19 protein-coding genes are annotated in these 22,725 nt (G+C 70.3%); 9 read left to right on the top strand and 10 right to left on the bottom strand.

Annotated elements, in window-relative coordinates; genetic code table 11:
* The first annotated feature begins 58 nt into the window (after positions 1-58).
* Genes MKK49_RS11775 through MKK49_RS11755 form a run of 5 tightly spaced genes read left to right on the top strand, consistent with a single transcriptional unit; the run spans position 59 to position 6,368 of the window.
* Entirely contained in the window at positions 59-1,972 is a 1,914-nt protein-coding gene (locus tag MKK49_RS11775) for an extracellular solute-binding protein (RefSeq protein ID WP_244028783.1), read from the top strand.
* A complete protein-coding gene (locus MKK49_RS11770) occupies positions 1,969-3,825 on the top strand; it encodes an extracellular solute-binding protein (RefSeq protein WP_244028532.1) in 1,857 nt (618 codons plus the stop codon). The genes MKK49_RS11775 and MKK49_RS11770 overlap by 4 nt, the downstream gene beginning before the upstream one ends.
* Positions 3,826-3,835: 10 nt before the next feature.
* Positions 3,836-4,939 carry a microcin C ABC transporter permease YejB gene (locus MKK49_RS11765; RefSeq protein WP_244028530.1) on the top strand — a complete coding sequence of 368 codons (1,104 nt, stop codon included), beginning with the start codon at positions 3,836-3,838 and terminating at the stop codon, positions 4,937-4,939.
* Complete coding sequence (locus MKK49_RS11760) at positions 4,936-5,439, top strand: GNAT family N-acetyltransferase (protein WP_244028528.1); 504 nt, start codon at positions 4,936-4,938, stop codon at positions 5,437-5,439. Before MKK49_RS11765 ends, MKK49_RS11760 begins: the two co-directional genes overlap by 4 nt.
* A 32-nt stretch (positions 5,440-5,471) precedes the next feature.
* Entirely contained in the window at positions 5,472-6,368 is an 897-nt protein-coding gene (locus MKK49_RS11755; protein ID WP_244028526.1) for an alpha/beta fold hydrolase, read from the top strand.
* A gap of 21 nt (positions 6,369-6,389) precedes the next feature.
* On the opposite strand, the gene MKK49_RS11750 is transcribed toward MKK49_RS11755, so the two are convergent.
* From MKK49_RS11750 to MKK49_RS11730, 5 genes are all read right to left on the bottom strand, one after another.
* Complete coding sequence (locus MKK49_RS11750) at positions 6,390-7,784, bottom strand: HD-GYP domain-containing protein (RefSeq protein ID WP_244028524.1); 1,395 nt, start codon at positions 7,782-7,784, stop codon at positions 6,390-6,392.
* A gap of 117 nt (positions 7,785-7,901) precedes the next feature.
* On the bottom strand, positions 7,902-9,983 hold the full coding sequence (locus MKK49_RS11745; protein ID WP_244028522.1) for a hypothetical protein: 2,082 nt from the start codon (positions 9,981-9,983) through the stop codon (positions 7,902-7,904).
* Positions 9,984-10,020: 37 nt separating this feature from the next.
* Positions 10,021-12,843, bottom strand: a complete 2,823-nt coding sequence (locus tag MKK49_RS11740; protein WP_244028520.1) for a DUF4159 domain-containing protein — start codon at positions 12,841-12,843, stop codon at positions 10,021-10,023.
* Positions 12,844-12,854: 11 nt separating this feature from the next.
* Entirely contained in the window at positions 12,855-13,769 is a 915-nt protein-coding gene (locus MKK49_RS11735; RefSeq protein WP_244028781.1) for a DUF58 domain-containing protein, read from the bottom strand.
* Positions 13,770-13,778: 9 nt separating this feature from the next.
* Positions 13,779-14,783, bottom strand: coding sequence for an AAA family ATPase (locus MKK49_RS11730; protein WP_244028517.1), 1,005 nt, complete (start codon positions 14,781-14,783; stop codon positions 13,779-13,781).
* Positions 14,784-15,051: 268 nt separating this feature from the next.
* Between MKK49_RS11730 and MKK49_RS11725 the strand changes: the two genes are divergently transcribed.
* From MKK49_RS11725 to MKK49_RS11710, 4 genes are read left to right on the top strand one after another with little or no spacing between them, the layout of a single operon-like run.
* Positions 15,052-15,621 carry a DUF1285 domain-containing protein gene (locus MKK49_RS11725; RefSeq protein ID WP_244028515.1) on the top strand — a complete coding sequence of 190 codons (570 nt, stop codon included), beginning with the start codon at positions 15,052-15,054 and terminating at the stop codon, positions 15,619-15,621.
* Entirely contained in the window at positions 15,618-16,250 is a 633-nt protein-coding gene (locus MKK49_RS11720) for a CoA pyrophosphatase (protein ID WP_244028513.1), read from the top strand. The genes MKK49_RS11725 and MKK49_RS11720 overlap by 4 nt, the downstream gene beginning before the upstream one ends.
* 35 nt (positions 16,251-16,285) lie before the next feature.
* A complete protein-coding gene (locus tag MKK49_RS11715) occupies positions 16,286-16,543 on the top strand; it encodes a DUF6111 family protein (protein WP_244028511.1) in 258 nt (85 codons plus the stop codon).
* A complete protein-coding gene (locus MKK49_RS11710; protein ID WP_244028509.1) occupies positions 16,540-17,772 on the top strand; it encodes a CCA tRNA nucleotidyltransferase in 1,233 nt (410 codons plus the stop codon). Before MKK49_RS11715 ends, MKK49_RS11710 begins: the two co-directional genes overlap by 4 nt.
* Positions 17,773-17,881: 109 nt before the next feature.
* Here the strand turns inward: MKK49_RS11710 and atpC are convergent, their stop codons facing one another.
* The 5 genes from atpC to atpA all read right to left on the bottom strand — a co-directional run bounded on the left by atpC (position 17,882) and on the right by atpA (position 22,659).
* Entirely contained in the window at positions 17,882-18,283 is a 402-nt protein-coding gene (gene atpC / locus MKK49_RS11705) for an ATP synthase F1 subunit epsilon (protein WP_244028507.1), read from the bottom strand.
* 77 nt (positions 18,284-18,360) lie between these two features.
* Positions 18,361-18,609 carry a hypothetical protein gene (locus MKK49_RS11700; protein WP_244028505.1) on the bottom strand — a complete coding sequence of 83 codons (249 nt, stop codon included), beginning with the start codon at positions 18,607-18,609 and terminating at the stop codon, positions 18,361-18,363.
* 2 nt (positions 18,610-18,611) lie between these two features.
* A complete protein-coding gene (gene atpD, locus MKK49_RS11695; RefSeq protein WP_244028503.1) occupies positions 18,612-20,072 on the bottom strand; it encodes a F0F1 ATP synthase subunit beta in 1,461 nt (486 codons plus the stop codon).
* A gap of 45 nt (positions 20,073-20,117) precedes the next feature.
* Complete coding sequence (locus MKK49_RS11690) at positions 20,118-20,993, bottom strand: F0F1 ATP synthase subunit gamma (RefSeq protein ID WP_244028501.1); 876 nt, start codon at positions 20,991-20,993, stop codon at positions 20,118-20,120.
* Between the two features lie 136 nt (positions 20,994-21,129).
* On the bottom strand, positions 21,130-22,659 hold the full coding sequence (atpA, locus tag MKK49_RS11685) for a F0F1 ATP synthase subunit alpha (protein WP_244028499.1): 1,530 nt from the start codon (positions 22,657-22,659) through the stop codon (positions 21,130-21,132).
* Positions 22,660-22,725 lie beyond the last annotated feature (66 nt).

Here is a 22,725-nt window from a genome sequence, read left to right as displayed (position 1 = left end):
CGTCGTGCGGACGGCATGCGCGAGGCCCTGGACCAACCGGAAAGACCGCGCCATCGTGATGCGACACGCCCTGATCGGACGATCCTTCGCCCTGTCCCTGGCCGCCGGCCTGGCCCTCTGCGCGATGGCGCCCGTGGCGCGCGCTGCCCCCGATCCGGCCGGCCAGACCGCTGCCGCCACGGCGCCGTCCGGCGCGTGGCGCCACGCCGTCACCCTCATGGGCGAGCCGAAATACCCGCCCGACTTCAAGCATTTCGACTACGCCGACCCGGCCGCCCCCAAGGGCGGCCTCGTGCGCCTCGGGGCGCAGGGGGGCTTCGACAACTTCAACATCGTCGTGGCGGGCCGCAAGGGCGACCTCGAGAACGGCATCGCGCAGCTCTACGATACCCTGACGACGGAATCGGCGGACGAGCCGTTCTCGTCCTACGGCCTCGTCGCCGAGGGTCTGCGCCTCGCCGACGACCTCTCGGCGGTCACCTACCGCCTGCGCGAGGGCGCGCGCTGGCACGACGGAAAGCCGATCACCCCCGAGGACGTGGTATGGTCCTTCCAGGTGCAGAAGGAGAACAGCCCGTCGCTCGCCGCCTACTACCAGAGCGTGACCAAGGCCGAGGTCACGGGACCGCGCGAGGTGACGTTCAGCTTCGCCGAGGCCGGAAACCGCGAGCTGCCGCAGGTCATCGGCCAGCTGCGCGTGCTGCCGAAACACTGGTGGACGGGCACGGACGCACAGGGACGCCCCCGCGACGTGACGCAGACCACCCTGGAGATCCCGCTCGGCTCCGGCCCCTATCGCCTCGCCAAGTTCGAGCCGGGCCGCAGCGCCACCTACGAGCGGGTGGCCGATTACTGGGGCAAGGACTTGCCCGTGAACGTCGGGCGCAACAATTTCGGCACCCTGCGGTTCGAGTATTTTCGCGACTCCACCGTGCAGATCGAGGCCCTGAAGGGCGACCTCTACGATTTCCGGGCCGAGAACGTCGCCCGCAACTGGGCCACCGCCTACGACGATTTCCCGGCCGTGAAGGAGGGCCGCCTCGTCAAGGAGGAGTTCCCCGATCGCGGCAACGGCAACATGCAGGCCTTCGCGTTCAACACCCGCCGGGCGAAGTTCGCCGATCCGCGCGTGCGCCGGGCCTTCAATCTCGCCATGAACTTCGAGGAGATGAACCGGTCGCTGTTCTTCGGCCTCTACAAGCGCATCGACTCGTACTTCTACGGCTCGGAGCTCGCGTCCTCCGGCCTGTCCCAGGGCGACGAGCTGGCGATCCTGGAGAGCGTGCGCGACAAGGTCCCGGCCTCCGTCTTCACCACGCCCTACACCAACCCCGTCGCCGGAACGCCGGATTCCGTGCGCGCCAACCTGCGCGAGGCCGTGCGCCTTCTCAAGGAGGCCGGCTACGAGCTCCGCGGCGGCCAGATGGTCAACGCCAAGACGGGCGAGCCCCTCACCGTCGAGTTCCTCGAATTCCAGAGCGTGTTTGAGCGGGTGGTGCTGCCGTTCGCCGCGCAGCTCAAGCTCATCGGCATCCAGAGCAATCTGCGGGTCATCGACCAGGCGCAGTACCAGAACCGTCTGCGCGCCTTCGACTTCGACATCACCACGACCTCGTGGCCCGAATCCCTCTCGCCCGGCAACGAGCAGCGCGAGTACTGGGGCTCGGCCGCCGCCGGCAAGGAGGGCTCGCGCAACCTCATCGGCATCAAGGACGCAGGCATCGACGCCCTGGTGGAGAAGGTGATCTACGCGAAGGATCGGCCGGGCGTTCTGGCCGCCACCCATGCCCTCGACCGGGTGCTGCTCGCCCACGATTACGTCGTGCCGCAATGGGCCTCCAACGTCTCGCGGACGATCCGCTGGAACCGGTTCAACCGTCCCAAGATCCTGCCGACCTACGGCAGTTCGGGTTTCCCGACGACGTGGTGGTACGACGAGGCGCTCGCCGCCAAGACCGGGGCCCCGCGTTGAGCGGCCCGAGCCGGCGCAAGGTCGTCCTCGGCGCCGGGGCGCTTGCCGCCGCATCCGCCCTGCCGGGGCTCGGCCGGGCCGAAGCGGCCGCCCGCCACGGCCTGTCGAGCTTCGGCGACCTCAAGTACCCCGCCGACTTCCGGAACTTCGACTACGTCAACCCCGAGGCGCCGCGTGGCGGCCGGTTCTCGGCGCAGCTCGCCTCCACCCAGGGCAATCAGGCGAACGACACCTTCAACACCCTCAACATCTACGTCCTGCGCGGCGATGGCGCGGCCGGCATGAACCTCACCTTCGACTCCCTGATGGTGCGGGCGCTGGACGAGCCCGACGCCGTCTACGGATTACTCGCCCGCGCGGTGGAGATCTCCGAGGACGGCCTGACCTACCGCTTCGCCCTGCGGCCCCAGGCCCGGTTCCACGACGGCACCCGGATCACCGCCCGGGACGTCGCGTTCTCGCTCATGATCCTCAAGGCCAAGGGCCATCCGGGCATCGCCCAGATGCTCCAGGATATGAGCGGGGCGACCGCCGAGGGCGACGAGACCGTCGTGGTCAACTTCGTGCCGGGCCGCAGCCGCGACCTGCCCCTGTTCGTGGCCGGCCTGCCAGTGTTCTCGGCGGCCTACTACGACAAGCGCGACTTCGAGGCCTCGACCCTGGAGGCGCCCCTCGGCTCTGGCCCGTATCAGGTCGGGCGCCTGGAGCCCGGCCGCTTCATCGAGCTGCAGCGCGTGGCCGATTACTGGGCCGTCGATCTCCCCGTGACCATCGGCCAGAACAATTTCGACGCCATCCGGTACGAGTATTTTCGCGACCGGCAGGTGGGCTTCGAGGCGTTCAAGAGCGGCGCCTTCACGTTTCGCGAAGAATTCACCTCCCGGGTCTGGGCGACGCTCTACGACTTTCCCGCCGTCACCGAGGGCCGGGTGCGCAAGGAGATCGTGCCCGATGCGCGTCCCTCCGGCACGCAGGGCTGGTTCCTCAACACCCGCCGCGAGGCGTTTCGCGATGCCCGGGTGCGGGAGGCCATCGGCCTGTGCTTCGATTTCGCGTGGTCGAACAAGAACCTGTTCTACGGGGCCTACATCCGCACGGCCTCGTTCTTCGAGAATTCCGACCTCAAGGCCACGGGCACGCCCGACGCGGCCGAACTCGCCCTCCTCGATCCCCTGCGCGCCGACCTGCCGGCGGCGGTGTTCGGCGAGGCCTGGAGCCCCCCTGAGTCCGACGGATCGGGTCAGGACCGGGCCAATCTCAGCCGCGCCGTGGCGCTCCTGCGCGAGGCCGGCTGCACCCGGGACGGCGGGGTCGTGCGGCTCCCCGGCGGCAAGCCCCTGGAGATCGAGTTCCTCGACAGCGATCCCGTCTTCGAGCCGGTGACGCACCCGTTCATCCGCAACCTCGGCCTCATCGGCATCAAGGCGCGCATGCGGGTGGTCGACGCCTCGCAGTACCAGTCCCGCCTCAAGGATTTCGACTTCGACGTGACGTCCCGGCGCTACGCCAGCGGGATGACGCCGGGCGCCGAGCTGCGCGAGGCCTACGGCTCGGGGAGTGCCACGACGCCCGGCTCCAACAACCTCGCGGGCATCGCCAATCCGGCCATCGACCGGCTCATCGATAAGGTCGCCAACGCGGCCTCGCGAAAAGATCTCGTCACCGCCTGCCGCGCCCTCGACCGGACCTTGCGGGCCGGGCGCTACTGGGTGCCCATGTGGTACAAGGCGGATCATCGCCTCGCCCTGTGGGACGTCTACGGCCGCCCGGCCAAGGGGCCCGCCTACGACCTCGGCGCACCCGCCCTGTGGTGGTACGATGTCGCCAAGGCCCGGCGCATCGGCCGAAACTGAGGTCCCCCGCTTGCCCTCCTACATCCTGCGCCGCCTCGCCCTCATGGTGCCGACGATCCTCGGCATCATGCTCATCACCTTCGTCATCGTGCAGTTCGCCCCCGGCGGCCCCGTCGAGCGGGTCCTGGCTCAGCTCCAGGGCCAGGGCGAGGGCAGCCTGTCGCGGGTCACCGGTGGGGCCGGCGATCTCGGCGGGGCGGCCAAGTCCGGGGCCGGCGGCGAGGGCAGCGCGCGCTATCGCGGGGCGCAGGGGCTCGATCCGGCCTTCATCAAGAAGCTCGAACAGCAGTTCGGCTTCGACAAGCCGGCCCCCGAGCGCTTCCTGAAGATGATCTGGGACTACGCCCGGTTCGATTTCGGCAACAGCTACTTTCGCGATGTGTCGGTGCTGCAGTTGATCCGCGAGCGCCTGCCGGTGTCGATTTCCCTCGGCCTGTGGATGACGCTCATCTCCTACGCCATCTCGATTCCGCTCGGCATCCGCAAGGCCGTGCATGACGGCTCGCGCTTCGACCTCTGGACCTCGGGCGTCGTCATCGTCGGCTACGCGATCCCGAGCTTCCTGTTCGGCATCGCTCTGATCATCCTGTTCGCCGGCGGCTCGTTCTTCCAGATCTTCCCCTTACGCGGTCTCACCAGCGAGAACTTCGACAGCTTGAGCCTGTGGGGCAAGGCGGTGGATTACGCCTGGCACATGGCCCTGCCCCTCGCCGCCCTGGTGCTCGGGGCCTTCGCCACCTCGACCCTGCTCACGAAGAACTCGTTCCTCGACGAGATCCGCAAGCAGTACGTGCTGACCGCGCGGATGAAGGGCCTGTCCGAGCGCCGCGTGCTCTACGGGCACGTTTTTCGCAACGCCATGCTCATCGTCATCGCGGGCTTCCCGGCGGCGTTCATCTCGGCCTTCTTCACCGGCTCGCTCCTCATCGAGACGATCTTCTCCCTCGACGGTCTCGGGCTCCTGTCCTTCACCTCCATCGTCGGGCGCGACTATCCGGTGGTGTTCGCGACCCTGTACATCTTCTCCCTCGTGGGGCTTGCGGTGAATCTCCTGTCGGACCTGATCTACACCTGGATCGACCCGCGCATCGACTTCTCGGCCCGGGCCACGTGACCTCTCTGCCCCTGGTCCTCCGGACGGAGCATCCCGGCGATGCGCAGGCCATCGAGCGCCTGCACGCCCGCGCCTTCGGGCCGGGGCGCTTCGCCCGCACCGCCTACCGCCTGCGCGAGGGCACCACACCCGTCGCCGACCTGTGCTTCACGGCGCTGGTCGGCACCTACCTCGTCGGTTCCGTGCGCCTCGGGCCGGCGGAGGCGCAAGGCCCCCTCCTGGTGCTGGGGCCCCTCACCGTCGATCCGAGCTTCGAGGGGCGCGGCATCGGCGGCGCCCTGATGCGGGCGAGCCTGGACGCGGCCCGCGCCGCTGGCCACGGCCTCGTCGTGCTGGTGGGCGACGCCCCCTATTACCGCCGCTTCGGCTTCACGCCGGTGCCGCCCGGCCGGCTGATCCCGCCCGGTCCCGTCGATCCCACCCGCTTCCTGTGGTGCGAACTCGTGTCCGGCGCCGCCGGGATGGTTGCGGGGAACGTGAGCGCGGTGCGCACGCGTTGATCCTCCGCGCGGCAGTCGCGCGGGAGTGAACGATGACGGACAGCCCTTCGACGATTCGCCACGAGACCGTGCGCGCCAACGGCGTCGATCTCCACGTCGCCCACGTGGGACAGGGCCAGCCCCTGGTCCTGCTCCACGGCTGGCCGGAATTCTGGTTGACCTGGGAGCCGGTGATGAAGCGGCTTGCCGATCGGTTCGATCTCATCGCGCCCGACCTGCGCGGCTTCGGGACCAGCGAGAAACCCGATTCCGGCCCTTCGACCGAGGCCGGCGCGGATGTTCACGCCGCCGACATCGTGGGGCTCCTCGATGCCCTCGGGATCGAGCGCGCCGGCGTGGTGGGTCACGATGTCGGCGCCTATGTCGGTCAGGCTCTAGGGCGTGCGGCACCCGAACGCCTCACCGGCCTGTTCTTCTTCGACTGCCCCTATCCGGGCATCGGTCCGCGCCTGGCCGCGCCCGAGATGCTCGCCGAGATCTGGTACCAATCGTTTCATGTGAAGCCGTTCGCCGCCGCCCTCGTCGGGTCGTCCCGCGAGGCCTGCCGGCTCTACATCGGCCACTTCCTGAGGCACTGGGCCGGCGGCAACCCGGCGGCCTTCGACGACGTCCTCGACGCCTTCACCGACAACTTCATGGCTCCGGGCAACCTGCAGGGCGGCTTCAACTGGTACGTCAGCGCGCAAGCCGGCCGCCTCGCCATGATCGAGGGCGAAGCCCCGCCGCAGGCCCCCATCACCGTGCCGACCTGCGTGCGCTGGGGCACCGCCGACCCGCTGTTCCCCTACGCCTGGACCGACCGTCTCGGCGAGACGTTTTCGGACCTGGACCTCGCGCCATTGGAGGGCGTCGGGCACTTTCCGCATCGGGAAGCCCCGGACCGGGCGGCGGCGGAGATCGCACGGTTCTTTGCCGGCCGAACTGCGTGAGTTCGGCTTCCGGCGAGGCGGTCAGGCCGCGTTCTGGAGCGCGTCGAGCTTCGACAGCGCCCGTTCCAGGGCCGCGAAGCACCTTGGGTCGAACGACGCCCCGACCTCGGCCCGCATGATCCCCAGGGCCTTCGGGATCGGCATCGCCGCCCGGTAGGGGCGATTGGCCGTGAGGGCGTCGAACACGTCCGAGACCGAGACGATGCGGGTCTCGATGCAGATGGCCTCACCCGCGAGGCCCCGGGGATAGCCTTTGCCGTCGAGGCGCTCATGGTGCCCGCCGCCGATGCGCGCCATGTCCCGGAACGCGATGACCCGGCCGAGGATGTTCTCGGAGAGCGCCGCGTGGTTGCGCATCGCCACCCATTCCGCGTCGTCGAGCTTGCCGTTCTTGTCGAGGATGGCGTTGGAGACCCCGAGCTTGCCGATGTCGTGCAGGAGGGCGGCCCGCTTGAGCCAGCGACGGCGCTCGGAATCGAAGCCGAGCTCCTCCGCGATGAGGTCGGCATAGACCGCGACGCGCTCGGAATGGCCGGAGGTGAACGGACTCTTCGAATCGATGATCTGCGCGAACGCCCGGGCGATGTCGTCGAGGTAATCCGCATCGACCACGATCTGGCGCTGGGCCGGTTCGAGGGCGAACACAGCGTCCTCGACATCGTCCGACGCCAGGACCGTCCAGAACGCTTCCGATCCGGCGACGTGCTCGAAGGCCGCCACCACCTGCGGGTCGAACCACGTGCCCGCGCGCGAGCGGATCTCCGCCATGGCCGCGTCGCGGCCGGCCGAGCGGTGGAACACGTCCACGATCTGCGCCAGGAGAGCGATGCGGGCGTAGAGCGGGATCGCCGGGCCGGCCAGCTTGTTGGGCTTGCCCTGCCCGTTCCAGTGCTCGTCCAGGGCCAGGATGCCGCCGCAGACGGCCTCGGGAAACCGCATCTGCCGGGCGATCTCGGCGCCGCGCTGGCAGCGGGTCTCGATGAGTTCCTGGGCGATCTCGCCGCCGTTCTGCAGGATGTTGAGGATGGCGCGGAAACGGTCGGCCAGTCCCGCCTTGAGGCCCGTATGCGAGAACACGAAGCCGAGCACCTGGGGCAGGCGGTCGCTCACAGTCTTGTAGTCGTGCTTGAACGCGAGATCGTCGGCCAGATAGAGCTGGCAGATCCGGGCGGCGTTGGACGAGCAGCCGAGATCCTTCAGCAGGATCGCGTAGTATAGCTCCCACAGCTGAAGATCGGGCAACCCCAGGGTCCGGCCGACATGCACGCCGATCCAGCAGGCGCGGACGCAGTGACCCACGGGCTGGCCCTCGGTCAGGTCCAGGGCGTGGCTCAGGGCGCCCAGAAGCTCCGAAAGCCGCATGTTGTCCGCCTCGGCCAGGGAGGGCGCGGCGGTGTCGATGAGGGTCAGGGGCATGGGTTCGGTCCGGAGCACGCTGGGCGATCGTATGCAATATGCGATCCCCGCCCTTCAGCGGACCTTAACCGCACCGCCCCGCGGCGGAACTTGGTTTCCCGTCCCTCACCACGGGCGTCAGGCCGTCCGGCCGCGCCGCCCCTCCACCAGCCACATGGCGAGCACCGCCGCCGCGAGGGCCGCCAACGCCCAAAGGCCGAGGGCCAGAGGATAGACCGCCACACCCCGAATGTTGGCGCTGTCGCTCGGGCGGAAGCCGATCCAGTCGGCGCCGCTCGCCCGCCCGCCGCGCACGGCCTGGAGGCGCGGCACCACCGTGCCGCCGGCCTCGGCGACGCGGCGGATCGAGCCGCCCGTGGCCTCGGCCAGGGCCTTGAGGCGCTCGGTGTCGCTGAACACGTCGGCGAGTTCGCGCGGGTTCGGCGGGCCGACGCTGACGAAGGCGACGAGGCTGCCCGAGCGCAGGGTGTGCAGCCCGAGCTGCTCCGCCTCGAAGGTCGCCGAGAACAGGCCGGGCTCGGCTTGGCCCAGGGTCAGGCTGCGCTCGGTGCCCGTGGGTCCCGTGACCGTGACGGGCTCGACGGTGTCGGCCATGGTCTGGCGCTCGACGCGGACCTCGCGCCCGCGCCCCGTGGTCTGGGCGCGCAGGGCCTCCTCCTCGAGGGCCGGCTCCTTCATCAGCCAATGGCCCAGCCGCCGCAGCAGGTCGAGGTAGGGGCCGCCCTCCTGGTAGCCCCGGGCCCACAGCCAGGCATGGTCCGAGAGCAGCAGCGCGACGCGGCCCTTGTCCTCGCGCGACAGGGCCAGCAGCGGCAGGGCGTTCGGCCCTTGAAGGATCGGCTGGATGCCGGGCTTCACCTGGGCGGAGACGATGCGCAGCCAGTCGCCCCAGGCCGGCGGCGAGGCCTCCGAGCCGGGCAGCGCCCGGGTCACCGGATGGCGGGTGCCGGTGCCGGTCAATGCGGCCTTGTAGGGCTGCTCGACCACCCGCCCGTTGGGCTCGCCCGGCAGGATCGCCGAGAGCCGGGTGCGCGACAGGCTCGCTTGGCCCGCGAATTCCGGCCCCGCCGCGATGAGCAGCGCCCCGCCCTCGCGGACGTAGCGGACGATGTTGTCGAAATAGGCCGAGGGCAGCACGCTCTGGTTGGCGTAGCGGTCGAAGATGATCAGGTCGAAATCCTTGATCTTCTGGACGAACAGCTCCCGCGTCGGAAAGGCGATGAGCGACAGCTCCGAGATCGGCGTGCCGTCCTGCTTCTCCGGCGGGCGCAGGATGGTGAAGTGGACGAGATCGACGTTGGCGTCGGATTTGAGCAGGTTGCGCCAGGTGCGCTCACCCTGGTGCGGCTCGCCCGAGACCAGCAGCACCCGGAGCTTTTCGCGGATGCCCTCGATGGGCAGGACGGCGCGGTTGTTCACCGTCGTGAGCTCGCCCGGCAGCGGCTCGACCTCGATCTCGACGACGTTCGGACCGCCATGCTCGATCCGCATGGTGAGCGAGAACGGCCGTCCCGTGGGGAAGGCGCGCCGGCCCACTTCCTCGCCGTCCCGGCGCACGGTGACGACGGCGTTACCGGTGCCGGCGCGCTCCATCACCTCCGCGCGGATCGTGAGATCGCGCCCGACGATGCCGAAGCGCGGCGCCTCGATGAGCTTGATCTGGCGGTCGCGCTCGTCGGGATGGCCCGTGACGAGGACGTGAAGCGGCCCCTTGATGCCGAGCGCCGCCGCGGAGGCCGGGATGTCGTGCACCACGCCATCGGTCAGCATCACCACGCCGGCCATCCGTTCCGGCGGCACGTCGGCGAGCGCTTGCGACAGGGCGGTGAAGAGCTTGGTGCCGTCGTCGCTGTCCTTGGCGTCGGGCACGTCGACGAAGCGCGGCTCGATCCCCGTCAGGGCACCGAAGCGGCGCTGGAGCTCGGCCCGCACGGCATCCGTCATCGCCGGTCGGTCGCCGAGGCCCTGCGAGCCCGAGCGGTCCACCACGACGGCGACGATGTCCTTCACCGGCTCGCGGTCCTCCCGGACCAGGGCCGGGTTGGCGATGGCGAGCAGCACCAAGCCGAGGGCCAAGGCGCGCAGAACCGCCGTACGCCCGCGCGCCAGGACCGCCAGCACGGCGAACACCGCGACGAGAACGCCGAAGCCGATGAGCACCGGCCAGGGCACGAGGGGGGTGAAGCTGAGGCTCAGCATCGGCGTGTGGCCTCCCGCATTCCTGTTTCGGTTCCCCTCATTGGCCCAGCCGTTCCAGCAGGGCCGGCACGTGGACCTGGTCGGCCTTGTAGTTGCCGGTCAGGGTGTAGATCACGAAATTCACCCCGCCGCGGAGCGCCATCTCGCGTTGGCGCTCCTCGCCGCCGACGATTGGGTAGAGCGGCTCGCCGCGCTTGCCGACCGCCCAGGCGGCGGCGAGATCGTTGCCGGTGATGACGATGGGCGACACCCCGTCGCCGGCCCGCGCCGGGCGGCGCTCGGTGCCCTCGGCGGCCGGCGGCAGGGCCTCGACCCAGGTCTGGCCCGTGGCGTAGCGGCCGGGGAACGTATCCACGAGATAGAACGCCTTGGTCAGCACGTGGTCGGCCGGGATCGGTTCCAGTTCGGGGACTTCGAGGGTCGAGAGCATGGTGCGGAGATAGAGGGCCTCCGGGGTCGGCGGTCCGCCGGGGCGGGCGGTCAGCGCGTCGCGGGTGTCGAACAGGACGGTGCCGCCGTTGCGCATGAACGCGTCGATGCGCCGGATCGCGACGGCGCTCGGTTGGGGCCGGCCGGCGACGATGGGCCAGTAGATCAGCGGATAGAAGGCGAGTTCGTCCTTGGCCGGATCGATGCCGATGGGGTCGCCCGGTTCCAGGGCCGTGCGGTTGGCGAGCACCTGCGTCAGGCCGGCGAGGCCGGCGCGGCTCGCCGTATCCGCCGCCTCGTCGCCGGTGACGACGAAGGCGAGGCGGGTGGCGAGCGCCGAGTCGAAGCCGTTCGGTCGCCCGGCCGCCTGAGCTTGAGCCGGAGCCTGAGCCCGGGCCGGCGCCGGAACGAGGTTCGGGGCCGCGAGGCAGAGGACCACGGCGGCGGCCGTGGCCGCCCGGCCGCCGACGCGGCGGAAGAAGCCGCCGAGCCAGAGGCCCGCGAGGGTATCGAGCAGTAGGAGCATGAGGGCCAGGGAGAAGAGCGTGGCGCGTAGGTCGAGGGTCTCGGCGCCGGCGAGCGATCCCGTGCGGGCGGCGGCCAGGGGAGCGAAGTCGAGGGGCTTGAGGCGGTCGGCCACCGTCAGGGCGTTGACGGCGACGCCGCCCTCGGCGGGGCCGTAGAAGCCGGGCGGATGCTCGAACGAACCGCGCTCGGCGTAGTCCGCCGGTACGGCGGTGGCGCCGGCCGGCGGCGTGCCGAGCGCCCCGAATCCGTCGAGGGTCAGGCGCGGAGCGAGCACCGCGGCGGGGGGACGGGCGACGTCGCCGACGGGCGCGGCACCGGTTCCGGCCAGGGCGACGACGCGGCGCAGCATGTCGATGAACAGGCCCGACAGGGGCAGGTTCGACCACGTGGTGTCGGCGGTGACGTGGAACAAAACCACGAGCCCCTGCCCCCGCTTCTGCGCCGTCACGATGGGCGTGCCGTCCTGCAGGGAGGCCCAGGTGCGGCCCGGCAGCTCGCCGTCGGGCTCGGCCAGGATCTGGCGGCGCACGCCGATATCGGCCGGGGGGACGAGGCCGGCGAACGGGCTCTCGGGCGCGAAGGTCGCCAGGGTCTTCGGGCTGTCCCAGGACAGGGTGCCGCCCAGCGTCCGGCCGCCGCGGCGCAGGCGTACGGGCACGAGGGGATCGTTGCCGGCGGCGAGCCGCGGCCCGGCGAAACGCAGGAGCAAGCCGCCCGCATCGACGAAGGATTCGACGCGCTCCAGGGTGGCGGCGTCGAGGGCGCCGACATCGGCGAGCACCAGGACGGAGACCTGCCCGTCGAGCATCTGCGCGACGGATTCGGCGACGCCCTTGGCGCCGCGCGGCTCCTGCACGTCGGCGAAGGGCACCAGGGCGCGGGACAGGTAGTGGGTCGGGGCCAGGAGCGGCTGGGCCTGATCGCTGGTCCCGCCGAAGACGAGGCCGACGCGGCGGCGCTTGCCGCGCTCGTCCACCAGGGTCACGGCGCCGGCCGAGCGCTCGCCGAGGATTTCGAGCCTACTGATGCCGTTGCGCAGTTCCACCGGCAGGTCGAAGGCGATCTCCGTCTCGGTGGCGTCATCCGCGAAGGTGAAGTCGTGCTCGGCGAGCGGCAGGCCCTTCTGGTCGAGGGCGCGCACGATTCCGCCATCGCGGCCGTTGGCCGCCGCGCGCAGGACGTGGGCGGTGAGGCGTCCGCCGGACTCGGCCGCCGACAGGGCGAGGGCCGGTGGACGGTCGGCCCTCAGGATGGTGAGGGTGGTACCATGCTTGCCTACGAGGTCGGCGAGGCCCTTGGCGAAGGGCTCCTCCCCCGGCCCCGTCACGCCATCGCTGATCCAGAGGACGGCGGCGCCAGATGTGCGCTCGAAGAATGCCGAGAGGGCGGGGAGATGCGCACCGCGCTCGGCGAGGTGCGGCCGGGGCGCGATGGCGCGCAGGCGCTCCAACGCATCGGCCGGCGCCCGCGCCTCGATGGGTGCGGCCGGTTCGGCCAGGGCCACCAGCGCGACGGGGCGTCCGTCGCGGGCGGCGGTCTCGACGGCGTCGTCGGCGACCCTCAGGCGCTCGCGCCAGTCGTGGGCGGCGGTGAACCCGTTGTCGATCACCACCACGAGGGGCGTGCGCCCCGCATCCCCGCCGAGGCCCGACGGGTTCCAGACCGGGCCGGAGACGGCGAGGATGAGGAAGGCGGCGACCAGCAGGCGCAGGATCAGGAGCCAGGGCGGCGTCCGGGCCGGCGTCTCGCGCCTGGGCAGCAGATCGGCCATGATCCGCAACGGCGGAAAATCGATGCGCCGCGGGCGCGGCGGCGTCACCCGCAGGAGGAACCACAGGGCCGGCAGGGTGATGAGCGCGGCGAGCGCCAGGGGTGCGGCGAAGGTCAGGGGGAATCCGAGCACGGTGGCGATCCTCAGCCGGTCCCGCGCGCGGCGGCGACGAGGGTGAGCAGGCGAAGGGCGGCTTCGCTGGCCGGTCGGTCGGTGCGGTGGACGGTCAGGGTCCAGCCCTGGGCGCGGGCGATCTCGGAGAGGCCGGCCCGGTGCCCGGCGATGCGCGTGCGATAGGCCTCGCCCCAGGCCCCGGCATCGCCGATGGCGAGGCTGCGGTCGGTCTCGGGGTCGTGCAGGACGGCTTGCCCCGAGAATGGGAAGGTCTCCTCCACGGGGTCGACGATCATGACGAGGTGGCCGTGGGTGCCGTGCGCCGCGATGGTCTCGACGGTCGCCTTCACCTCGGGCAGGGGCGACAGGAAATCGCTGATCAGGATCGCCTCGTCGAAGCGGCCCGGCGTGGCGCGGGGCGGCGTGTCGCGGGTGAGGCCGGCCCGGTCGCCGACGAGGGCCTGGGCCAGGGTCTCGACGATCCGGCGCGAGGTGACGGCGCGGGTGAGGCCTAGGAGCCCCGTGCGCTCGCCGCCCTCCACCAGAGTGTCGGCCAGGGCGAAGGCCAGCACCAGGGCGCGCTCGACCTTGGGGGCCTGGGCGAGGTGCGAGGCGAAACCCATGGAGGCGGAGCGGTCGATCCAGAACCAGATGTTGTGGGCCGCCTCCCATTCGCGCTCGCGCACGTAGAGCCGGTCGTCGCGGGCCGAGCGGCGCCAGTCGATGCGCGCTGCGGCCTCGCCGGCAACGAAGGGGCGGAACTGCCAGAAGCTCTCGCCGGGCCCCGCCCGGCGGCGGCCGTGCAGGCCGTGGGCCAGGGTCGTCGAGACGCGCCGCGCCTCGAGGATCAGACGCGGCATCCGCTCGGCGAGGGTGAGGGCGCTCTCGGTCTCGCGTCGCCCGGGCGCGCGGGCCTCGGCCGGAAGGACCCGCGTCGGTGCCATGGCCATGGGCTAGAGCTTGGCCGCGAGTCCGGCGATGAGACCCGGAATGGTCTCGCCGTCGGCGCGCGCGGAAAAACTCAGGGCCATGCGGTGCTTGAGGACGGGTTCGGCCAACGCCTTCACGTCGGCGATGGAGGGCGCGACGCGGCCCTCGATGAGGGCGCGGGCGCGCACCGCCAGGGTCAGGGCCTGGCTGGCGCGGGGGCCGGGTCCCCACAGGAGCTTGCCCTTGAGGGACGGGTCGCCGCCCTCGGGGCGGGCCGAGCGCACGAGGTCGAGGATCGCATCGATCACGGCGTCGCCCACGGGCAGGCGGCGCACGAGGCGCTGGGCCGTGAGGAGCTGCTCCGTCGTCATCACCGCCTGGGGCTTGTGGTCGTCGATACCCGTGGTCTCGATGAGGATGCGGCGCTCGGCGGCGCGATCGGGGTAGCCGACGTCGATCTCCAGGAGGAACCGGTCGAGCTGGGCCTCCGGCAGCGGGTAGGTGCCCTCCTGCTCGATGGGGTTCTGGGTCGCCAGCACGTGGAAGGGGCGTGGCAGGTCGTGGCGCTCGCCGGCCACGGAAACGAAATGCTCCTGCATCGCCTGCAGCAGGGCCGACTGGGTCCGCGGGCTCGCGCGGTTGATCTCGTCGGCCATGAGGAGCTGGGTGAAGACCGGCCCCTTCACGAACCGGAACGAGCGGTGGCGGTTGGCGTCCTCGTCCAAAATCTCGGTGCCGAGGATGTCCGAGGGCATCAGGTCGGGGGTGAACTGGACCCGGCGGCCGTCGAGGCCGAGCACGGTGCCCAACGTCTCCACCAGCTTGGTCTTGGCGAGGCCGGGCAGGCCGACGAGAAGGCCGTGGCCGCCGGAGAGGATGGTGATCAGCGAGAGATCGACCACCTGTTCCTGGCCGAAGATGACCTTGTGAACCGCCTCACGCGCGCCGCCCACGGCCCCGAGACACGCTTCCGCCGTGGCGACGATGCCGTCGTCGAGGGTCGTGGCCGGCTGGGAGCCTTGCGTCATGCGGTGTCGGTCCTCGCGGTCCGCCTCGACGTCTGCAGATCTTCGACGTCTGCAGGTCGATGGCGGTGGATGGGGATCGGCCGCACGGCGACCGTGAGCCGCGAGTGTGGCGCCGTTTGCGTCACCCTGGCAAGGTCGGCGCGACGACGCAGGCGCGCGCCTTGCGTTTGACAGTGCTTTTCCGGTCGCGAATCGGACGCAGGGGGTTGGCGCGTCGATTGGGGGGCCGGGCGTTCCCAAGCCGTTCCCAGGCGCTATCTTGATCCGCATGACGCCGACGCAATCCGATCCGACCATCGACCGCCTGAGCGCCGCCCTCGGCGACCTGCCCCGGCGCGGGCCTCCGCCCGTCGATCAGTGGAACCCGCCCTATTGCGGTGCCATCGACATGCGCATCGCCGCCGATGGGACGTGGTTTCACGACGGCGCGCCGATCCGGCGCCCGGCGCTCGTCAAGCTGTTCGCCTCGATCCTGCGGCGCGAGCCTGATGGCCGCGTCGTGCTGGTGACGCCGGTGGAGAGCGTCGGGATCACCGTGGAGGACGCCGCCTTCGTCGCCGTCGAGATGGCGGTGGAGGGCGATGGCGACGGCCGCCGCATCGCGCTGCGCACCAACGTCGACGACCTCGTGGCGGTGGATTCCGACCACGCTCTGCGGTTCGAGGAGGACGAGGCCGGGGGCCTGCGCCCTTACGTGCATGTCCGGCGCGGCCTGTGGGCTCTGGTGACCCGGGCCCTGACCTACGACCTTGTGGCGCTCGCCGAGGAGCGCGACGGCTGGCTCGGCATCGCGGCCGGCGGCACGTTCCACCGGATCGCGCCCAGCGGCGCCGCATGAGCGATGCCGCCGTCGCCGACCTCGTCCGGCGCGCCGCCCTGTATCTTGACGCGGAGCCGCCCGGGCTGGGGGACCCGACGGCCAACCCCCGCGGCGACCACGATCTCGACGGCATCGACGTGGTGCCGGCGGGGCCGCATCGGCGCGCGGCGGTGCTGGTGCCGGTGGTGCCGCGCCCCGATGGGCTCGGCGTCGTCTTCACCGTCCGCTCCGCGCACCTGCGCGACCATTCCGGCCAGATCGCGTTTCCGGGCGGCAAGATCGACCCCAGCGATGCGACCCCGGCCGGCGCCGCCCTGCGGGAGGCCCGCGAGGAGATCGGCCTCGAGGCCGGCGCGATCCGGACCCTCGGTTATCTCGACCCCTACCTCTCGGCCACGGGGTTCCTGGTGACGCCCGTGCTCGGCCTCGTCGATCCGGGCGCCACCCTGCGCCTCAACCCCGACGAGGTCGCCGAGACCTTCGAGGCGCCGCTCTCCTATCTCCTCGACCGGGGCCGGCGGCGGATCGAGAGCGCGGTCTGGCGGGGACGCACCCGGCGCTACTATGTGATCGCCTACGGCGCCCATCGGATCTGGGGCGTGACGGCCGGCATCGTGAACAACCTTCACGAACGCCTTTATCCCTGATCCGGCACCTTGCCGCCGGCCCGAATGAGAGTGTCATGATCCGCAAGCTCGTCGAGGAAGTCCTGATCTTCCTCCTGCCGTTCCTGCTGTTCGCGGGGTATCTCGCCCTCAGCGGGCGGCATCCCCGGCACCATGCCCACTGGGAGGGCAAGGTCTTCCGCCTGACCCTGGCGGGGATCGTGCTGGTGATCCTGTCCCTCGTGGCCACGGGGCTGTTCGGAGAGCGCCATCGCGGCGGCTACGTGCCGCCGCACATGGAGAACGGCGTGGTGGTGCCGGGCCGTTTCCAGTGAGCGGGCACCGCCTCGATCCCGACGGACCGCGCCGTCTCCTCGCGACGCCCGGCCTCGCCCGGGTGCTGACGGCGCTGAGCGTGCCGGGCGAGCACACGCGCCTCGTCGGCGGCTGCGTGCGCGACGCGCTCCTCGGCCATCCCTCCGACGACATCGATCTCGCCACCACCCTCCTGCCCGACGCCGTCATCGCCCGGGCCGGAGCCGCCGGCCTGCGCAGCATCCCCACGGGGATCGAGCACGGTACCGTCACGCTGACGGCCGAGGGGGCGACGTTCGAGGTCACGACCCTGCGCGAGGACATCGAGACCGACGGGCGCCACGCCGTGGTCCGCTTCGGCCGCGACTTCGGCCTCGATGCGGAGCGGCGGGATTTCACCATCAACGCCCTCTCGGTCGATGCGACCGGGGAATTGCACGACACGACGGGGGGGATGGCGGACCTCGCGGCCGGCCGCGTCCGCTTCATCGGCGAGGCTGCGACCCGCATCCGCGAGGATGCCCTGCGCATCCTGCGGTTCTTCCGGTTCCAGGCCCGCTACGGCGCCGGGGTACCCGACCCTGAAGGCTTGGCGGCCTGCATCAGGGCTCGGGCGGCCCTCGATGGCCTGTCGCGCGAGCGGGTGCGTTCGGAGCTGCTGAAGCTGCTTCTCGCAACCGGCGCGGTGCCGGCGGTGACGACCTTGAGCGAGACGGGGCTTCTAGGCCGGCTCATCGGCGGGATCGGCGATCTCCGGCGGTTCGAACGGGTGGCCCGGCCGCCCTGGGACGAGACCGCACGGTTGGCGGCCCTCGCGGTGTTCTCGGTGGACGACGCGGAGCGGCTGGCCTTGCGGCTACGCCTGTCGAAGGCGGAACAGAACGGGCTCGTGGTCTATGCCAGGGCGCTCGCCGCTGTGAAGGACACGGCCGAGATCGACGGTTTCGGGGTGCGAAGCCTGACGGCCGTTCACGGAGCCTGGGCCCTCGCGCTCGCCCTCGCTGTTCTGGACGGCGGTGACCGACCGCATCCGACGCCGGAGGCCCGCGATCTGCTCGGTCGGATGGTTCGGGGCGAAGTGCCGGTGCCGGTCTTTCCCCTGACCGGGGGCGATCTCCTGGCAAGGGGCATCCCGGCCGGGCCTGAGATCGGACGGCGTCTGAGCCGTGCGCGCGCGCTCTGGCTCGCCGGCGGCTGTCAGGCCGATGCGGGCGCACGCAAGATCCTGCTCGCCCGCGCCCTGGACTGAACCTCGTACCAAATCCGGTTGATCCCTTCGGGATGGCGGATTTGGGCTTCGCTCAAGCGCCGCGCGGGCTTCGTGATCCTGCGACCGCTTCGATCAAGCGGACGCCGGATCAAAACGCCAGGGCGACCTTGGCATCCTGAAGCTGGACGATCTGGCCGTTGAGCTCGTCCTTCTTGGCAAAATCCGTGGTCGCGTCGCGCTGCAGCTCGATGGCGGCGATGTCGCGGTCGAGGGATTCCGGCGTGATCTCCTCGAACGGATTGGCCCGCTCGGCGATGACGGTGACGGAGGTCGGCCCGATATCGGCGAAGCCTCCGCGCACGAGCACGCGCTTGCCGGCGTGCCCGGCCTCGTTGATGACGATGACGCCGACCTTGAGGGCGGTCAGGACGGGGGCGTGCCCCGGCAGGACGGTCATCTCGCCCTCGACGCCGGGCAGCTGCACGGCCTCGATGGGGCCGGAATACACCGTCCGCTCGGGACCGACGAAATCGAACTGGAAGGTGGCCATGACGTCGCGAATCCCGGTTCGGGGTGTCTGTCGTTGAGAGACGGCGCGCGGCCCGGGGCCGTGCGCCGTGGAACGGTTCAGGCCCGGCCGCGACCGGCGACGAAGCCGGCGCCGAGGCCCAGAGCCGCGCCGATGACGCCGAAGATGCCGATATGCTGCATCTGGCCGGTGGTCAGGGAGCCGCCGCCCGTACCGGCCGGCTTGTCCCCCTGAACCTCGAGGCTAAAGTCGCCGATTCTGATCTCGGCGGCCTGGGGCCGGGTGAGATACCCGACGAGGCCACCGACCAGGAGGCCGACGAGGAGAAGACCGATCCTGGTGTTCAAGATCAGGCCGCCGCCGCGATCTTCTTGGCCTTCTCCTTGGCGTCCTCGATGGTGCCGACCATGTAGAACGCCGCCTCCGGCAGATCGTCGTAGTCGCCGTTCACGAGGCCCTTGAAGCCCTTGATGGTGTCGGCCAGCGGCACCTGGATGCCGGGCGAGCCGGTGAAGATCTCGGCCACCGAGAACGGCTGCGAGAAGAAGCGCTCGATCTTGCGGGCGCGGGCGACGGTGAGCTTATCCTCTTCCGAAAGCTCGTCCATGCCCAGGATCGCGATGATGTCCTGCAGAGCCTTGTAGCGCTGCAGGGTCTGCTGGACCTGACGGGCGACGCCGTAATGCTCCTCGCCCAGAACGGCGGGGTTGAGCATGCGCGAGGTCGAGTCCAGCGGATCCACAGCCGGGTAGATGCCCTTCTCGGCGATGGAGCGCGACAGCACGGTCGTGGCGTCGAGGTGGGCGAACGAGGCGGCGGGCGCCGGGTCGGTCAGATCGTCGGCCGGCACGTAGATGGCCTGCACCGAGGTGATCGAGCCCTTGGTGGTGGTGGTGATGCGCTCCTGCAGGGCGCCCATGTCGGTGGCGAGCGTCGGCTGGTAGCCCACGGCGGAGGGGATGCGGCCGAGCAGCGCCGACACTTCCGAGCCGGCCTGGGTGAAGCGGAAGATGTTGTCCACGAAGAACAGCACGTCCTGGCCCTGGTCGCGGAAATCCTCGGCGATCGTGAGGCCGGTGAGCGCGACGCGCGAGCGGGCGCCGGGGGACTCGTTCATCTGGCCGTAGACGAGGGCGCACTTGGAGCCTTCGGCCGAGCCGTTGTTCTCCTTGGGGTCCATGTTGACCTTGGACTCGATCATCTCGTGGTAGAGATCGTTGCCCTCGCGGGTGCGCTCGCCGACGCCGGCGAACACCGAGTAGCCCGAGTGCACCTTGGCGATGTTGTTGATGAGCTCCATGATCAGCACGGTCTTGCCGACGCCGGCGCCGCCGAACAGGCCGATCTTGCCGCCCTTGGCGTAGGGGGCGAGGAGATCGACCACCTTGATGCCGGTGACGAGGATCTGCGACTCGGTGGACTGCTCGGCGTAGGACGGAGCCGGCTGGTGGATGGCGCGCAGGGTCTCGGAGACGATCGGGCCGGCCTCGTCGATCGGCTCGCCGATGACGTTCATGATGCGGCCGAGGGTGTTGAAGCCCACCGGGACCTTGATGGCCTCGCCGGTGTCGGTGACTTCCTGGCCGCGCACGAGGCCTTCCGAGGTGTCCATGGCGACGCAGCGCACGGTGCTCTCACCGAGCTGCATGGCGACTTCGAGGACGAGGCGGTTGCCGTTGTTCTTGGTCTCGAGGGCGTTCAGGATCTCGGGCAGGTGGCCGTCGAAGTGAACGTCGACCACGGGGCCGATGACCTGGGTGATGCGGCCGACCTTGTTGGAGCCGGCGCCGGGGGTAGCGGTGTTCGCCATGATACGGGTCCTTCGACGATGTTGCGGTCCGGGTGCCGGAGCGGCCTAGAGGGCCTCGGCGCCCGAGATGATTTCGATGAGTTCCTTGGTGATCATGGCCTGACGCGTGCGGTTGTAGATCTGCGTCTGCTTCTTGATCATCTCGCCCGCGTTGCGCGTGGCGGAGTCCATGGCACCCGTGCGGGCACCCTGCTCGGAGGCGGCGTTCTCGAGGAGCGCGCGGAACACCTGAACCGTGAGGTTGCGCGGCAGCAGGGTGTCGAGGATCGTCTCCTCGTCCGGCTCGAACTGCAGGGCCGCGTCGGGGGCGGTGGCGCCGGTCTCGGGCAGCTCGGCCGGGATCAGCTTCTGGGCGGTGGGCACCTGGGCGATCACGGAGCGGAAGCGCGAGTAGAACAACGTCGCCACGTCGAACTCGCCGGCTTCGAAGCGGGCGATGACGCTGTCGGCGATCTCGGCGGCGAACTCGTAATCCACCGGCTTGTTGCCGCGCAGGTCGCGGTTCTCGATGATCTGATCGCGGTACTGGCGGCGCAGGAGGTCGTAGCCCTTCTTGCCGACGGTGACGATCTTCACCGTCTTGCCCTCGGCCGTCAGCCGGCGGATGTGCTCACGGGCGAGACGCACGATGGACGAATTGAAGCCGCCGCACAGGCCGCGATCGGCCGTGCAGACGATGAGCAGATGGGTCTTCTCCGAGCCGGTGCCGGAGAGAAGCTTCGGGCCCTGGACGCCGCCGACGAGGTTGGCCGCGAGGTTGCCGAGCACCTGGGACATCTTCTCGGCATAGGGACGCGCGCTCTCGGCGGCCATCTGGGCGCGCCGGAGCTTCGCGGCGGCGACCATCTGCATGGCCTTGGTGATCTTCTGCGTCCCCTTCACCGAAGCGATGCGGTTACGCAGATCCTTCAAACTCGCCATGGGGTGACTTCCAGATCCATCCGCTGCGGCTCAAGAAGGGGCGCCCGGCTTTCCGGGCGCCTCACTGAGACTGACGTTCTTGCACTGACGTTCGGCCGGTCCGAACGGATCGGCCGAGGGTCCTTCAGGCCAGCGACTAGGCCAGCGACTTGGCCACGGCCTCGACGACGCCCTTGAGCGTCTTGGCGCTGTCGTCCGACAGATCCTTCGAGTCGCGGATCTTGGTCAGCAGATCGGCGTGCTTGGTGCGCAGGGTCGACAGCAGGGCGTCCTCGAACGGACGGACCTTCGAGACCGGCAGGGCATCGAGGTAGCCGTTGACGCCGGCATAGATCACCGCGACCTGCTCTTCCATCTTCAGCGGCGAGAACTGCGGCTGCTTCAGGAGCTCGGTGAGGCGCGAGCCTCGGTTCAGGAGCTTCTGGGTCGAGGCGTCGAGGTCCGAGCCGAACTGCGCGAAGGCGGCCATCTCGCGGTACTGCGCGAGCTCGCCCTTGATCTTGCCGGCGACCTTCTTCATCGCCTTCGTCTGGGCCGAGGAGCCCACGCGCGAGACCGAGAGGCCGACGTTCACCGCCGGGCGGATGCCCTGGTAGAACAGGTCGGTCTCGAGGAAGATCTGGCCGTCGGTGATCGAGATCACGTTGGTGGGGATGTAGGCCGAGACGTCGTTGGCCTGGGTCTCGATGACCGGCAGGGCGGTCAGCGAGCCGTTGCCGGCGGCGTCGCCCATCTTGGCGGCGCGCTCGAGCAGGCGCGAGTGCAGGTAGAACACGTCGCCCGGATAGGCCTCGCGGCCCGGCGGGCGGCGCAGGAGCAGGGACATCTGGCGGTAGGCCACGGCCTGCTTGGAGAGATCGTCGTACACGATCACGGCGTGCATGCCGTTATCGCGGAAGTACTCGCCCATGGCGCAGCCGGCGAACGGCGCGATGAACTGCATCGGGGCGGCATCGGAGGCCGTGGCGGCGATGACGATGGAATATTCGAGCGCGCCGTTGTCTTCCAGGGACTTCACGAACTGGGCGACGGTGGAGCGCTTCTGGCCGATGGCGACGTAGACGCAGTAGAGCTTGGCGTTCTCGTCGGTGCCCGCATGGGCCGGCTTCTGGTTGAGGATCGTGTCGAGGGCGATGGCGGTCTTGCCGGTCTGGCGATCGCCGATGATGAGCTCGCGCTGGCCGCGGCCGACGGGGATCAGGGCGTCGATGGCCTTGAGGCCGGTGGCCATCGGCTCATGCACGGATTTCCGCGGGATGATGCCCGGGGCCTTCACGTCGACGCGGCGACGCTCGGTGGTGGCGATGGGGCCCTTGCCGTCGATGGGGTTGCCCAGCGCGTCGACGACGCGGCCGAGGAGCGCCTTGCCGACGGGCACGTCGACGATGGCGCCGGTGCGCTTGACGGTCTGGCCTTCCTTGATGTCGCGATCGGACCCAAAGATCACGATGCCGACGTTGTCTTGTTCGAGGTTGAGGGCCATGCCGCGCACGCCCGACTCGAACTCGACCATCTCGCCGGCCTGGACGCTGTCGAGGCCGTAGGCGCGGGCGATACCGTCACCGACGGACAGAACCTGACCCACCTCGGAGACTTCGGCTTCCTGGCCGAAATTCTTGATCTGATCCTTCAGGATCGCGGAGATCTCGGCGGCGCGGATGTCCATCGTCGGGCCTCTTGTCGTTGTCGTTATGAATGGGGTCTGGGACGGGAGCGGGGGAACCCTGGCGGG

It is taken from the genome of Methylobacterium sp. J-090 (genome assembly GCF_022829345.1).
In the GTDB taxonomy this organism is placed as follows: Bacteria; Pseudomonadota; Alphaproteobacteria; order Rhizobiales; family Beijerinckiaceae; genus Methylobacterium.
This window is presented reverse-complemented; position numbering and strand designations above follow the sequence as displayed.

Coding starts and splice junctions, on each gene's coding strand:
- MKK49_RS11775 (WP_244028783.1), top strand. CDS start 59: ATGCGACACGCCCTGATCGGACGATCCTTCGCCCTGTCCCTGGCCGCC.
- MKK49_RS11755 (WP_244028526.1), top strand. CDS start 5,472: ATGACGGACAGCCCTTCGACGATTCGCCACGAGACCGTGCGCGCCAAC.
- MKK49_RS11750 (WP_244028524.1), bottom strand. CDS start 7,784: ATGCCCCTGACCCTCATCGACACCGCCGCGCCCTCCCTGGCCGAGGCG.
- MKK49_RS11745 (WP_244028522.1), bottom strand. CDS start 9,983: ATGCTGAGCCTCAGCTTCACCCCCCTCGTGCCCTGGCCGGTGCTCATC.
- MKK49_RS11735 (WP_244028781.1), bottom strand. CDS start 13,769: ATGGCACCGACGCGGGTCCTTCCGGCCGAGGCCCGCGCGCCCGGGCGA.
- MKK49_RS11730 (WP_244028517.1), bottom strand. CDS start 14,783: ATGACGCAAGGCTCCCAGCCGGCCACGACCCTCGACGACGGCATCGTC.
- MKK49_RS11725 (WP_244028515.1), top strand. CDS start 15,052: ATGACGCCGACGCAATCCGATCCGACCATCGACCGCCTGAGCGCCGCC.
- MKK49_RS11720 (WP_244028513.1), top strand. CDS start 15,618: ATGAGCGATGCCGCCGTCGCCGACCTCGTCCGGCGCGCCGCCCTGTAT.
- MKK49_RS11715 (WP_244028511.1), top strand. CDS start 16,286: ATGATCCGCAAGCTCGTCGAGGAAGTCCTGATCTTCCTCCTGCCGTTC.
- atpC (WP_244028507.1), bottom strand. CDS start 18,283: ATGGCCACCTTCCAGTTCGATTTCGTCGGTCCCGAGCGGACGGTGTAT.
- atpD (WP_244028503.1), bottom strand. CDS start 20,072: ATGGCGAACACCGCTACCCCCGGCGCCGGCTCCAACAAGGTCGGCCGC.
- MKK49_RS11690 (WP_244028501.1), bottom strand. CDS start 20,993: ATGGCGAGTTTGAAGGATCTGCGTAACCGCATCGCTTCGGTGAAGGGG.
- atpA (WP_244028499.1), bottom strand. CDS start 22,659: ATGGACATCCGCGCCGCCGAGATCTCCGCGATCCTGAAGGATCAGATC.